This is a genomic window from Kosakonia sp. S42 (genome assembly GCF_016624785.1).
Taxonomy (GTDB): domain Bacteria; phylum Pseudomonadota; class Gammaproteobacteria; order Enterobacterales; family Enterobacteriaceae; genus Kosakonia; species Kosakonia cowanii.
This window is the reverse complement of the sequence record NZ_JACVTW010000035.1, coordinates 17,756-31,654: the sequence shown is the minus strand read 5'-3', so window position 1 is coordinate 31,654 and position 13,899 is coordinate 17,756. Positions and strand designations below refer to the sequence as shown.

14 protein-coding genes and 1 pseudogene are annotated in these 13,899 nt (G+C 49.1%); 7 read left to right on the top strand and 8 right to left on the bottom strand.

The features are described from left to right. Positions 1-508: 508 nt before the first annotated feature. A pseudogene (locus IAE50_RS22620) lies at positions 509-1,540 on the bottom strand (IS110 family transposase). 219 nt (positions 1,541-1,759) lie between these two features. Between IAE50_RS22620 and IAE50_RS22615 the strand changes: the two are divergent. The 5 genes from IAE50_RS22615 (at position 1,760) to IAE50_RS22595 (ending at position 7,149) form a co-directional block, all read left to right on the top strand. Next, the gene (locus IAE50_RS22615; RefSeq protein ID WP_200581381.1) at positions 1,760-3,109 is read left to right on the top strand and encodes a GTP-binding protein; all 1,350 of its coding nucleotides are present in this window, start codon (positions 1,760-1,762) and stop codon (positions 3,107-3,109) included. Next, positions 3,097-4,134, top strand: a complete 1,038-nt coding sequence (locus IAE50_RS22610; RefSeq protein WP_200581380.1) for a WD40 repeat domain-containing protein — start codon at positions 3,097-3,099, stop codon at positions 4,132-4,134. The genes IAE50_RS22615 and IAE50_RS22610 overlap by 13 nt, the downstream gene beginning before the upstream one ends. Before the next feature lie 190 nt (positions 4,135-4,324). Beyond that, on the top strand, positions 4,325-5,152 hold the full coding sequence (locus IAE50_RS22605; protein WP_200581379.1) for an ABC transporter ATP-binding protein: 828 nt from the start codon (positions 4,325-4,327) through the stop codon (positions 5,150-5,152). A gap of 21 nt (positions 5,153-5,173) precedes the next feature. Next, complete coding sequence (locus tag IAE50_RS22600; protein WP_200581378.1) at positions 5,174-6,130, top strand: ABC transporter substrate-binding protein; 957 nt, start codon at positions 5,174-5,176, stop codon at positions 6,128-6,130. Further along, positions 6,130-7,149 carry an iron ABC transporter permease gene (locus IAE50_RS22595; RefSeq protein ID WP_200581377.1) on the top strand — a complete coding sequence of 340 codons (1,020 nt, stop codon included), beginning with the start codon at positions 6,130-6,132 and terminating at the stop codon, positions 7,147-7,149. The genes IAE50_RS22600 and IAE50_RS22595 overlap by 1 nt, the downstream gene beginning before the upstream one ends. Positions 7,150-7,362: 213 nt before the next feature. On the opposite strand, the gene IAE50_RS22590 is transcribed toward IAE50_RS22595, so the two are convergent. Next, positions 7,363-7,845, bottom strand: coding sequence for a transcriptional repressor (locus IAE50_RS22590; RefSeq protein ID WP_200581376.1), 483 nt, complete (start codon positions 7,843-7,845; stop codon positions 7,363-7,365). A 149-nt stretch (positions 7,846-7,994) separates the two neighbouring features. On the opposite strand from IAE50_RS22590, the gene hisI reads away from it, so the two are divergent. Together hisI and zigA are read left to right on the top strand one after the other, a co-directional pair. Beyond that, positions 7,995-8,396 (top strand): phosphoribosyl-AMP cyclohydrolase, encoded by a 402-nt coding sequence (gene hisI, locus IAE50_RS22585; protein ID WP_200581375.1) that lies wholly within the window; start codon positions 7,995-7,997, stop codon positions 8,394-8,396. 36 nt (positions 8,397-8,432) lie between these two features. Continuing rightward, positions 8,433-9,656 (top strand): zinc metallochaperone GTPase ZigA, encoded by a 1,224-nt coding sequence (zigA, locus tag IAE50_RS22580; protein ID WP_200581374.1) that lies wholly within the window; start codon positions 8,433-8,435, stop codon positions 9,654-9,656. A 265-nt stretch (positions 9,657-9,921) separates the two neighbouring features. Here the strand turns inward: zigA and IAE50_RS26210 are convergent, their stop codons facing one another. The 6 genes from IAE50_RS26210 to IAE50_RS26195 form a co-directional block, all read right to left on the bottom strand. Further along, on the bottom strand, positions 9,922-10,389 hold the full coding sequence (locus tag IAE50_RS26210) for a hypothetical protein (RefSeq protein ID WP_234467294.1): 468 nt from the start codon (positions 10,387-10,389) through the stop codon (positions 9,922-9,924). Positions 10,390-10,765: 376 nt separating this feature from the next. Beyond that, on the bottom strand, positions 10,766-11,401 hold the full coding sequence (locus IAE50_RS26205; protein WP_234467293.1) for a hypothetical protein: 636 nt from the start codon (positions 11,399-11,401) through the stop codon (positions 10,766-10,768). A 167-nt stretch (positions 11,402-11,568) separates the two neighbouring features. Next, on the bottom strand, positions 11,569-12,459 hold the full coding sequence (locus IAE50_RS22570; RefSeq protein ID WP_309228107.1) for an NAD(P)-binding domain-containing protein: 891 nt from the start codon (positions 12,457-12,459) through the stop codon (positions 11,569-11,571). Next, positions 12,449-12,613: a hypothetical protein gene (locus tag IAE50_RS26815; RefSeq protein ID WP_375287928.1), complete on the bottom strand. Its 165-nt coding sequence runs from the start codon at positions 12,611-12,613 to the stop codon at positions 12,449-12,451. Before IAE50_RS26815 ends, IAE50_RS22570 begins: the two co-directional genes overlap by 11 nt. Positions 12,614-12,872: 259 nt before the next feature. After that, a complete protein-coding gene (locus tag IAE50_RS26200; protein ID WP_234467292.1) occupies positions 12,873-13,088 on the bottom strand; it encodes a DALR domain-containing protein in 216 nt (71 codons plus the stop codon). A gap of 83 nt (positions 13,089-13,171) precedes the next feature. Continuing rightward, a complete protein-coding gene (locus IAE50_RS26195) occupies positions 13,172-13,897 on the bottom strand; it encodes a class I tRNA ligase family protein (protein WP_309228108.1) in 726 nt (241 codons plus the stop codon). Between the last annotated feature and the right edge of the window lie 2 nt (positions 13,898-13,899).

The following is a 13,899-nucleotide window of genomic DNA, read 5'->3' as shown; positions in this document are numbered from 1 at the left end:
TGAAGCCGGTTATTCCTGATTACGGCTGGATCATATTCGGGGTCATGGTCAGAAGCCGGATATTCCTGATTATGAATGGATCACATACGGGGAGCGGGTCAAACCCGTTTACAAAAATTGTTGCTGGTCATGCTGATGGTTTATTCCCGGTTAAGCGGGCTAATTAATCCAAAGCGATGAACCATCCGGGACTGGCAGATAAAGCTGAAAGAATAGATTGGTTGCCATGGTTTTTATATGAACGCATCCCGTTTGCAAGGCATCCATTGTTTTGACATTGACGGGTAGATTGCAGCTTTATATCCGGCTTTTTTGCAGCCATAACGCTGCTAGCCCCTATGTAATCCGCTGACTCACACCTCATTTCTCCGGCGGGCTTTAAGCCCAAAAAAACATTCAGGTTCAGTGAGTCACGGTCTTACCTGTCGTTGTCATCACATTGGCCGCCAGAGCAACCTTTCTGCATTCACCCTTTTTTTTAAGAGTTAATGTTTATCGATATCAGCGATTAATATGTCCTGATACTGACATGATTCTTGTCATACTTACGGTCATGGGCTGCTACAACCCACACAGTTCGCGCCAGCTTGTTCGCCATCGCCACGATAGCTACACTGGTCGGACGCCGTTTCCTCAGTTCCGTTATCCACGGCCCGGGATCTTAGCTACTAATGCTGCCGCCCTCGCGCCATGTATAAACAGGGTTCGCAGATACGTATCGCCACGCTTGCTTATCCCCATCAGGCGGATTTTTCCTCCTGAGCCGGTTTGTTTTGGCACCAGACCAACATATGCAGCGAACTGTCTGCCAGATTTAAACGCTGATGCCTCACCCATAGTGGCAACTGCCGCTGTAGCGACTAACGGACCCACGCCGGGGATACCATTAGCCGCTTACAGGTTTTATTTTGTCGTGCCACAGCTGTTAAGCTGTTTTTCAATGCCATCTATCAGCGAGTCCAGCTTACTGAGCCTGTTATACTGGTCCTCCGGCAAGGCGATGAGATATGGCGGCAACCTTATCTTCATCCGCGCCAGGGCTGCCGGTAGCTCTCTGTCCAGTGCAGCCCGACCTTTGTGGATGGTTTCGCCAAATTCCAGCAATGTTCCGTGCAGGGCGTTAATCTGCGCAGTTCTAAACTTCACCAGTTGTCTGCGCGAACGATGCAGAACCAGTACCGACTGCTGTTCTTCTGTTTTAACGGCGATTTCCTACCGGGTTGCTGTACCGCCATCCATATGGCACGCGCATCCATCACGTCGTTTTTATTTCCCATGACGAACGCTTTAACGAACCGGGCCTGCATCAGACGGACTTCATGACCCAGTTTCCCAGTTCACGCGCCCAGTGCTGTGAGCCTCCACAGGCCTCCATGCCAATCAGGCAGGGTTCCCGATTGCTGAAGAAGGTCAAAAAATCTGGGCTACGCAACTGCTTATCAATCACTTCACCAGTGTGCTCATTGATGAAGTGAACCTGAATCAGATGCTTTGCGATATCAACGCCAACCGGTGTATATTCATGCTGTGAAGTCTCCAGTCTGAGGGAGCTTATGCATCACGTATTGGGTACCATGATGTCGAAAATCTGCGATGCTACACACCAGCCGGCTTCACTCTTTCAACCATCATTCAGCTCCGCGCTTAAGAAGTGGGATGCCTTCATTACATTTCCCCGAATCAAAATACACATTAGCTTAATCATTTATTGTTATGTTATAACATACCAAACATGAACAGAATGAAAAGAAGGCTTAGCATGAATACAGATAATCGTATTCCCGTTACCGTTCTGACCGGGTTTCTGGGATCAGGCAAAACCACACTACTGAACAATATTCTCAGCCAGCAGCACGGCCTGCGGGTGGCGGTTATTGAGAACGAATTCGGTGAAATCGGTATAGATGATGCATTGGTCATCAATGCAGATGAAGAAGTCTTTGAGATGAATAATGGCTGCATCTGCTGCACGGTGCGGGGCGATTTGATTCGTATCCTGAGTCGTCTGATGCGCCGCCGCGATAAGTTTGATCGTATTCTGATCGAAACCACCGGGATGGCCAATCCCGGGCCGGTTTCACAGACTTTCTTCGTTGATGATGAAGTTAGTTCTGCGCTTCGTCTTGACGGTATCATCACAGTGGTGGATGCCAAACATGCCGGTTTGCATCTGGACGACAGCAGTGAACTTTGCGAACAAATCGCATTTGCCGATGTTCTCCTGGTGAATAAGGCCGATCTTGTCTCGCCCGCTGAACTGGACGAACTGGAGGTTCGCCTGCGCAGCATGAACGCCCTGGCGCGGATCCAACGCACCGTGAATGCAGAAGTTGATATCCCTACGGTGCTGGATGTCGGTGGGTTTGATTTACAGCGCGTCTTACAGGAACGTCCACAGTTTCTGGAACCTGAATATCCGTTTGAGTGGGCAGGCATTTGGCATTTACCGGCGGGCGTAACCGAACTGCATTACACCACCGGGCCTGATACGTCCATCGATGTTTTGTTTACTGCCGTACCTGAAAGCAACGAACACACCTTTATGCAGCTTATCGCGCAGGCTGATAACGCATTTTCCCGTGACAGTTTGCGGGGGGAAGTAGATGTTGAACTGGTTCCTTCACCTCGGGTGGTATCGCTCCTGGCCCCTGAAACCGGAGCACAGACGCTGAGAATTGCGATCCCTGAAGAGGGAAACTATGCACTGGTAACCGAGCATCTGCCCGAAGAGTTTGAGCTGGCGCTGTACTGCAATAATGTGGCGCAAAAGCCTGTCTTATCCCGCGCCTTCAGCGCAGCACACAGCCATGACGAGGAAGTGACGTCCGTAGGTATTACCGTGGAAGGTGCGTTATCGGAATATAAACTGAACAACTGGTTACGATTGCTATTGTCATCGCGGGGACAGGATATCTTCCGCTCCAAGGGCATCCTGAACCTGGCAGGAAAAGACCAGCGGGTGGTTTTTCAGGGGGTTCATATGCTGATGGATGTCAATGTTGATCGTGACTGGAAAGTCGGAGAACCAAGACGCAGTGAGATCGTCTTTATTGGTCGCAATCTGGATCGTCAAATGTTGATCCGGGGAGTACAGGCATGTCTGGCGTGACAGATAGTACTGAATTTCAACAGCAGCTGGTTCCATTGTGGGCGACGAATGCTAATGACTATATCAACCTGTTAGCCTGGTCGCCGTCTGGGAGATTACTGGCTTGCGCTAGCGCAGATGGCGAGGTTGCGCTTTACTCGGGGGATGACGGTCGTGTGCTATGGCGGCATTCAGCACATGAATTAGGCACGACGGCGCTGGCCTGGTCGCCGGACGGGCAGAAACTCGCCAGCGGGGGCCAGGATGATTCTATTGTGATATGGGAGCCGGTAACCGGCGAACCCTCCGCCTGCTGGAAAGCGGGACGGGGCTGGGTGGAAAAACTGGCCTGGTCATCTGGTGGTATGCTTGCCAGCATTGCCGGTAAGCAACTCAAACTGTGGGATGACCGGGGGTTACTTAAGCAGGCTTTTGAGTCAGTGGACAGCACGCTGACAGGGCTGGAATGGATGGCTGATGGCAGTATTGTGACGTCGTGTTACGGTCAGGTCAGCCACTGGCAACCTGGCAAAGCAGAGCCAACACGAAATTATTCCTGGAAAGGATCGTTACTCAGTCTGGCCGCCAGTCCGGATGGTGCGTGGATAGCAGCAGGCAGCCAGGAAGGTATCGTGCTGCTTTGGGCTAAATCTGTGGAAAAATCGTGCCAGATGAGTGGTTACAACTCAAAGGTTCGTCATCTCTGTTGGAGCCATGATGGTCAGTTGTTTGCTACTGGTGCTGGGGAGGAAATGCTGATCTGGGATTGCAGTGGCGAGGGGCCGGAAGGCACTGAGCCTGATTACCTGCCGGTACATCTGGGAACAATTACGGCGCTGTCATTCAGTCCCGTCAGTAAGTGGCTTGCCAGCGGTGCGGAGGACGGCATCCTGTTCCTTTATGATGCTGGAACACGGCAGGAACTGGCGATTCTGGCTGATGACGAAGCAGTTAGCGCGCTGTGCTGGCATCCGGAGGGGGAATATCTGACCGCAGGTTATGCGGATGGAACAGTCAAATTGCTGCGGCTGATTGGTCACCACTGAGAGAGGCTAAATGGAGAGAGAACCGCTAACGATCCTGAACGGTTTTCTTAGTCAGGGTAAAACCTCGCGGTTAAAATTTTGTTAATGTAGATTCTCCAGCAGCAGCTTCAATGCGTCATCGTGAACGATTTGAGCGAGCAGGATGTCGACGGCGTCCTGATTGCCAGTACAGAAATCAAGAAGGAACACCGTGAAGCGCAATACCGTAAGTAATCTGATAGAAAAAGATGATTTTGATACGCTGGAAAGTATTCTCAGCGTTAATATCCATTCCCTGTCGCGGCCGGGCGGCGGGGCGTTGCTTTCAGACGTCCATTTTGCGGTCAAAGCAGGAGAATGTCTGGCTATTATCGGGCCTAACGGCAGCGGTAAAACTTCCCTCGTGAGAGCAATCAGTCAGGAACTGACCCATCTAAACGGTGACATTCTTCTGCGGGGCCGCTCTATGTCTACTTTATCCCGTCAACAGCGGGCCAGGCTGGTTGCTGTTCTGTCCCAGAATGATACACCTGATACGAGATTATCCCTTGAGGATTATGTAGCGCTGGGGCGTATCCCTCATGCCGGGGATGTACCGCGTAATGTACATGACGCGATTGTAGCAAATGCCATTAAAGAAACCGGATTACAACGGCTACGCAGGCGGTCACTTTTTTCGCTTTCCGGCGGAGAAAGACAACGGGCAGCGCTGGCACGGGTACTGGCACAAACGCCCGACCTGGTATTACTCGATGAACCCACCAATCATCTCGATCCTCCCGGCCGCGAGGAACTACTTTCCCTTGTAAAAACCAAGAGAATTACTGTCGTGGCGGTATTGCACGATCTGACACTGACAGAATCATTTGCTGACCGTGTTCTCCTCTTGTCGCAAGGGCAATCAGTGATCTGTGACACACCGGAGAGGGTATTGGTATCAGAATACCTTTATCCCGTCTTTGGCTTGACCAGCTTTACCGTACCGCATCCCCATACAGGAAAGGCGTTGCGTATTTTTGAAGTTCCGCATTGTGCATAAATTACTTTCTGAGAGTCAGTGATGAAAAAATTGTTTATATCCCTGCTGGCGGTACTGTCCGCCTCAGTAGCAAGTGCTGCTGATTTTCCTGTTACTATTGAAAGTTGTGGGACTCCTGTAACATTCGCCGGTCCGCCGAAAAGGGCTGTTATCAATGACCTTAATATGTCAGAAATGGCGTTTGCACTGCATTTGCAGGATCGTATTGTTGGGCTGACCGGTATTAGTGGCTGGTACAAAATGACGCCGGAATTTAAAAAGGCGATGGGCTCGATCCCAGAACTGGCACCCAAATATCCCACTATGGAAACATTGCTGGCAGCCGAACCTGATTTCTTTTTCGCTGGCTGGAACTATGGGATGAAAGTAGGCGGCGAAGTGACGCCGGATACGTTAAGCAAATATGGAATCAAGACTTTCGTTCTGAGTGAAAGCTGTGTGTTCACCACTGCGCACAAAAATAAAGCCACGATGGATCTGCTGTATAACGATGTCCTCACGCTGGGTAAGATTTTTGGCAAACGCAATGAAGCACAGACCCTGGTCAGCGGCTGGAAAAAGAGGTTGAACGAACTGCCGAAGCCAGCGGCAGGCACTCGTCCTTCAAAGGTGTTCGTCTACGACTCAGGCGAGGATAAACCGTTTACCAGTGGTAAGTATGCGATGCCTACGGCAATCATTGAGGCGGCTGGCGGTAAAAATGTAATGGAGACGCTGGATACCAGTTGGGGAACGACTTCCTGGGAAAGCGTGGCCGCTACTGAGCCGGACTTCATTATTTTGTTGGATTACCAGACAGGCAGCGGTGCAGATGCACTGCGTCATTTTCTTGAGAATCATCCGCTAATGAAACTGGCTCCGGCTGTTCAGCATCATCGATACCTGAAATTACAATATGCTGAACTGACACCGGGGCCTGCCAATGTTCATGCAGTGGAAAAACTCGCGCGGGCAATGTACCCGACAGTGGCGAAGTGATGCTCATGTCGTACCGTTATCACTGGGCGATGTGGGGAGCGATGGTAGTGCTGATTGGGTTGATGTTATTCAGTATTACCAGAGGGACAGTCTCACTGTCGCTAATGCAGGTGCTGGGAGCACTGAAGCTGGTGGATGAGCCGGTATCTGCCATGGTCAGCAGAATTGTGACGGATTTACGCGTACCGAGGATGTTGCTCTCTGTGCTGACAGGGGCGGGACTGGCAATGGTAGGGGCGTTGTTACAAACTACCACCCGTAACGATCTGGCCGATCCTTTTTTGTTCGGGCTATCCTCCGGCGCGTCAGCGGGAGCGGTGCTGGTGATCACCCGTTTTGGTGATCGACTCGGTGTATTAACGCTCCCCGTATCGGCGTTTGTTGGTGGGGTGTGTTCCGCCATAGCAGTAATGCTGTTGTTTCATTTTAAAAAGCAACGCGGAGCTGAGCATCTGATTCTCTGCGGTCTTGCCATCTCTTTTTTGTTCGGGGCGCTGACCAGTTATTTCATTTTTTCGGGCGATCAGCGAGCCGCCAGTTCTGTGCTTTTCTGGTCACTGGGTGGTCTGGGATTAGCCACCTGGAATAATTTGCCTTTCGCAGTGTTCAGCCTGGTGTTGCTGTTTGCCTTTGTTCTGTTGCGGTGGCGCTCTCTGGATGGTGTGCTGGCAGGAGAACAAACAGCGTTGTCTCTGGGGATAAACGTGAGTCGTCTGCGCATCGAGATTTTTCTTTGTTGCGCACTGGCAACATCGTTGTTGGTGGCATTGACTGGCGTGATTGGATTTGTTGGCTTAATGGTGCCTCATCTGTGTCGGCATTTTGCAGGAGTTAAGCATCTGTTGTTGTTACCTTTGTGTGGCGTCTGGGGTGCAATATTACTGTGTGGCGGTGATATAGTCAGCCGGACGATACTGGCTCCGCAGGAACTACCAATTGGCATTATCACGGCGGGCATTGGAGGGTTGTTTATTATCATTTTACTCGCACGTAATTCGTCCAGCAACACGGACTGTTAAGGTCATTTAAGACAGTGGAATATAAAAAGCAGGCTCTGATGCTTTTTATTCATTGTAAAGATTGAGGTTGTTGACGCCAATTATGAAAGCAACCGATACTCCTTGTTGACAGTTATATTTAATATGGAGTCAGATAATAGTCTGATGGCTTTTAGATATTTTAAAATTTATTTATTGCCTGGCTCGATTTCAATAATTATTCATATTGGTGGTTTAACCCTTTTCGCGACAATCAGGACAAATCACTTTAACTTCAATATCTTTTTTTTGTACAGCACAACCATAGTCTATTGCTTTTTCCTCAATGTAAGTATGAATGAGGTAATCAGTATGTTGAATTATTGTTCCGCAATTTGAGCAAATCAAAAAAAGAGTCACAACATCAGAGGATAAATTATTTTTTTTGATAAATTTACTACAGCATTCTATTTTTACGATAATCCCTACTTGTTGCAAATAATCCAGAGAACGATAAACCGTAGTCGGTTTTGCATTGGGATTGTATTTCTTCATTAGTTCCAGGATCTGGTATGCGCTGATGCCTTTTTCTTTAGCATGACTGACGAAATTATAAACTCTCTCCCGGAGCGGTGTGATTCGTACCTTCTTATTCTCAATCAGCTCTCTCAGCCCGGAACAATCCGCAGACGATAGTGCAGTGTCCCTTGTACTTAGAGAATATGGGCTATTACTCACCGGGCCTCCTGTAATTTTCAAGCGATATTATCTTTCTTGTCCTGAAACGATGGCAATCAACTGATGTTTTGATCGTGCCATGTAAGTAAAGAAGAACTGGCAAACCTGATTGTTACATTATATCATAACATATGATAAGTGAGGTGCCAATGTTTCTCTTACTGGAAAAAGCCTATGCAGGTGCAGTTTTTAAACTTGAAGATATCCTGGCATCAATACCCTGGGATTCTCATGGGTTGATCGCTGCGATTGCACAGCAATATGACACTGGAGAGGTGTTGATGCTGGCCTGGATGAATCAACAGGCTCTTGATGAAACTTTATTGACTGGCAGAGCCTGTTACTGGTCGCGATCCCGATCATGTCTTTGGCGAAAAGGTGAGACCTCCGGCTGCGTTCAGCAAGTACATGATATCCGTATGGATTGTGATGGAGATGCGGTGCTACTGCTTGTGGATCAAAAAGGTGGAGCCTGCCACACAGGTCGGCGGAGTTGTTTTTACAACGCCATTAAAGGCGATGAGATAACCGTGCTCAACAATCCTGGTTAATCCGAACACAACGAATATCTGAGGAGATGGAAGGTAATGTCTGAAGTCAGTGCAAATTTTCATGGCGATAAACGCCTGCCGGTTACCGTACTTTCGGGATTTTTGGGAGCAGGGAAAACAACCTTGCTTAACCATATTCTGAACAACCGGGAAGGCCGTCGTGTTGCTGTCATTGTTAATGATATGTCTGAGGTGAATATTGATGCTGCCTTGGTGAGGGAAGGTGGTGCAGAACTCTCCCGGACTGATGAAAAACTGGTAGAAATGAGCAACGGTTGCATTTGCTGCACATTGCGCGAAGATCTTCTTCTCGAAGTTAATCGTCTGGCAAAAGAAGGGCGTTTTGATCAGCTTGTCATTGAGTCCACCGGTATATCTGAGCCTATGCCTGTTGCTGAAACATTTACCTTTGCGGGCGATGACGGTGAAAACCTTTCGACGGTGGCCCGCCTTGACACCATGGTCACTGTGGTGGATGCGTACAATTTTCTGAAAGACTACGGTTCGGAAGACAGCATTCAGTCACGCGGAGAATCATTAGGTGAAGGTGATGAAAGGAGCGTTGTTGACTTGCTGATCGATCAGATTGAATTCTGTGATGTGCTGGTCCTTAATAAAGTTGACCTTATCAGTGAAGCGCAAAAAGAAAAACTGATGGCGATTTTACGTTCGCTTAATCCACGGGCCAGAATCGTTGTTTCACAGTTTGGACAGGTTCCGCTGGGCAACATACTTAATACCGGGCTGTTTGACTTCGAGCAGGCCGCTCAGGCACCCGGCTGGCTTAAAGAACTCCGGGGCGAACATACACCGGAGACAGAAGAATATGGGATCACCAGCTTTGTCTTTCGCGCCCGCCGGCCTTTTCATCCGACCCGTTTCTGGCAGGTGATGGAAAATAAGCTGGATGGAGTCGTCAGATCAAAAGGTTACTTCTGGCTGGCCAGCCGTCCGGAATTCGCAGGTTCATGGTCACAGGCAGGTGGCATTGCGCGCCAGGGGCTGGGGGGCATGTGGTGGGCGAGTGTGCCGAAAGAACGTTGGCCAGAGGATGCTGAGTCACTGAAGTTCATCATGTCTAACTGGATAGATGGCATTGGTGATGCCCGTCAGGAACTCGTTTTTATTGGAATGGATATGAATGAATCAGAATTGCGCAACAGACTGGACTCTGCCCTGTTAACGGATGCAGAAATGGCAGAAGGGCCTCATAAGTGGCGGCATTATTCCGATCCTGTTGAGCCCTGGTTTGACGAATGAATCGAAGGCACCCGCATTTGTCGGGTGCCTTCTTATGAAAGCGAAAAGGGGGCCAGCTTACAACAATTCTTCCCCAGCTTTTTTGAACCACTGTACAACACTATTCAGATGATGTTGCCCATATAACGAGACAAAACGTCTGGTTTCCTGATGGTCTTGGGACTCAAGGACTGCCAGATGGGATGCAATAAATGCCTGCGTCAAGGGAATTCCACATTCTTCTGTGATGCACCGGTACCATTGCTGGTAAGTTTTGGGGATCATACTATGCCTCATGAATAAATAACTGGGATATCACCAGAGCCACCACCAGAGAACTTAATCCCTGTTTTCCCGCCACTGCTGCTGCAAACCACCAGTTCATTTCCCGGGCGATGGTAAATACCGTGACAAGGCAGGCCATCAACGTAGAGACGAGCCAGACAAGTAGCAGTAACTGAGATGTGCTGAGTAAGCTGCCGCCATCCTGATTGAGCACCATCAAACCATCTTTCTTTAGCAGTGAAAAAAATGATCCCTGCATCAGTTCTGCCGGCAGTTTAAAAAGATGAAGTAAAGGCGCAGTAGTTTCGCTCAGCCAGCGGGTGATACCTGCGTAATCAAGCATTCCCGCAATAAGGCAGATAATCAGGAACAGTGGCATAGCTTGCATAAGGAACCGACGGAGGATATTTCTCAGCATCCACGCCACGTTTCGCCAGCGCGGCCATTGTAGCCAGGTCAGCTCTGTCAAACGCGGATTCTCGCTAGTCTTTAACGGCCTGTTCCAGAGCCGCGTATGTATGCGCCAGTGATAAAAAGCAGGCAGAGATAAGGTGCAAAGAGCCAGGGATGATGAGAAGCATTAAAAAGTGAAAGCGTTGCCCCCGTCTGATAGCTGCAAGCAGAGCCAAAGATAATCATACTGATACAGGTATGCCGGATACAGCGCGAACATGAACGGCTCTGAAAAACTGCCACCACGTTACAGCCTAATACTGGAATAAGATCCTTGCCGCTGAGACCCACTTTTCGCAACAGGGATCCAGCGTCGCGGTAATTCTTTCCTTAAGCCCACTGTCGTCTGTCAGTGAAAAAGATATTCCGACCAGTACCACCACAGGAATGGCCTATATGAAAGAATAGAGTCCCAGGCTAAAAAGACCGTAATTGCCGACAAATAATGCTTGCAGAATGTCGGGCCAGTTGGTCGTTATATTCTCAAGTGGCTGAATAACCGCACTGTCAATGACAGGCTGAATGAAATCTGACAGCAGCCATTCCCCCCATACCGGAACGGCAAAAAGCAGGAACAGACAGACTATCGCAGCAAGTTTACCACCCCATCGATATTCAAAGATCGTTTGTTGAGGCGATTCAGCCAGCAGGTTACTTATCGGTATTTTCAAACTGGTTAAAGAAACAGCGGAGGAAGATGGTGTACTCTGCAAAAGTATCTGCAAGACTACCTGACGAACCCGCCGGTCAGCTTCTCTGGCGTTGACTGCCAGCACGGGTACGCCTGAAGTTTCGCTCAGATATTCTGTCAGCTCGTCAAGCCCGCTTTTAATCTTATCAGCAAAGGTCAGGAGGATAATAAGGTATTTTGCCTGCGGTGGTATGAGGCGGCAGAGTGATTGCCATTCATGCTGAGCGTGTGTGGCCCGCAGAACTAGGAGAATTCCATCATGCTGGTTTAGCGCATCAAGGGCGAGTTTTGTGGTTTCGCTGTCGCTCTGAAAGCGTATGCCTGGTGTATCAACCATGCAGATACCCGCCTGATTAATGAAACCTTACCGACATACAATGGTTGATCCCCTGAAATTACGTTCATCACTGGCAGTACTCTCCGTCAGGATATTAAACAGGGTAGATTTTCCTGCACTTTCTAACCCCATTTTTGCATAAACACGCCCCTCAGCATGCACAGTCATCATCGGCACAGCAGTCGGGTTCTGAAGGCAGAACCCACCAAGGACAGGCCCAGATGACGAGTAATACTTTCTGCCACTACGGGAAAGCGCTGACGGAACTTATAGATAAAGCAATAAATATTACCGGCATGCCGCACATGAGGGCCGACAAGGTACAAACCAGGAAAAAGGGTTGAGCAGTCTTCGTCCGTTAATACCGGATAGCCATCATCATTCCATTCAAAAAAAGCAGCCAGTTGCCTTGCTCCCCCGCCACACTGGAAGCCGGTAGCAAGCACAGGCACCTCGTCAGTAGCCCAGGCGCGTCCGTTTGTGGTATGGGCTTTGTACGAACTTCCCGGGCCGGGCATTCTGATTACTTCACAGACATCCGCATCTTCATAAATTTCGAAAAGACGGTGATTCATTACTCTGTTCAAACGCTCACGGGTATAAGGGGAAAGCGATAGACTGGGATCGCTGATGTGGTTAGTTGACCAGGGGGCTGAGCGGGTTAACATTTTTACAGATGAGCCATTTTCCAGCAGGTTTACAGCGGCATCCACTGCGCTTTCATAGCCGCCTATAACAATGTATTCACCTTTCCTGAAATCCTTCCAACTGGTCACATCACCGTAATGGCAACAAATATCTGCTCCAGTAAAAATCTGCCGGTCTGGGAACTGGAATTCGCCTGTAGCCAATATTAAAGAGCGTGTTTCCAGCTTCTCTCCTGCTTCTGTTGTCAGTATAAAATTACCTGAACTGAGCAACGCAACCTTTGCAATCCTGGCGGGAGCCATGACGGTTATTTGATACTCATCCAGTACGACCTTAAGGTAACTGGCATAAGTTTTCCCCCCTGGATGTTCTTCACCGCAGAAAAGCGCCAGGGAACTGTCAGGGGTCACAGAGTTCAGATCTGGTTATCCAAACGGATTGGAAAAAAAAAAGAAGGAGTAATAAAACGGGTTTCTTCCGGCAGCGCATAAAGGAGGCACCTACTTCGTGACTGTCAACGACCAGGATATCCTGTATAGCACTCCGACGAAGAAGCGCCGCCATACCTACCCCGGCCGGACCCGCATCGACAATAACGACTTCGCGTGGTTGGTTCATAAAATTACCTTTTGTATTACATTATAACATAACAATAGATATTGAAATTTTTTACATCCAGAGGGACAACTTATCGGATACGCCATGAGGTATTTTCGCCGACATCTTCAGTCCAATGCCTTGCTCCACTAATTCATTCCTTAAACGATCGGCCTTGTCCCATTCGCCCATACGTCGTGCCTCACTGCGCTGGTGAATTAACTTTTCAATAAGTTGCAGTTCTGCAGGATGAAGATCGCTGCGTTTTTTTCAAAAAGGCATCTTCTGATTGTTCAAGCAAACCCAGCACATTCCCCAGGTATTTCAGCGTGGTGGCAAGTGCTGCGGCTTCATCATCATTCGTTCCGCAAAGCCTGTTAATCTCTCTTGTCAATTTAAATAAAATGGCAAGCGCCTGGGGTGTATTGAAATCATCATCCATTGCCTCACAGAATCTGGCCCGCCATGCATCGTGCTGTTCAGATCGAGACCCGTCAGCGAACTGACATGCGGTGTAGAGCCGTGTTAGAGAGGCGCGCGCAAGGTGAATATTTTCCTCGTATAATTCAGCGGCTTACGATAATGTGCGCTTAGCAGGAAGAAGCGCACACTCTGGGCATCAAATCGGTGCAGAATATCGCGCAGGGTAAAAAAGTTATTCAGCGATTTCGACATCTTCTCTTTATTCACCGTTACCATGCCGGTGTGAAGCCAGTAATTTACGTAAGGGACATTATTGGCGGAGGTGGACTGGGCAATCTCATTTTCATGATGGGGAAATATCAGGTCCGAACCACCGCCGTAAATGTCGAAATGGGTACCAAGGTAATGGCAGTTCATGGCGGAACATTCAATATGCCAGCCAGGTCCCCCTTCACCCCAGGGTGATGGCCAGACGGGCTCGCCGGGTTTTGCCCGTTTCCAGAGAACAAAATCCAGTGGGTCGCGTTTATACTCATTCACTTCGATGCGGGTCCCGGCACGAAGCATGGTAATATCCTGTCCCGAAAGCTTTCCATAGTCTTTTGCCGATGCAGTGGAGAACATGACGTCACCATTCTCTGCAATGTAAGCAAATTGTCGATGCAGAAGTCGTTCGATCATACTGATGATTTGTGGGATGTGCTCTGTGGGACGAGGTTCGATGTCTGGCGGCAGGATGCCTAACTTTGCAAAATCAATGTGCATTTCATGCACCATCCGCTCTGTCGGGCTGCGCCAGTCCTCTCCCGTATCATGGGTGCGCTGAATAA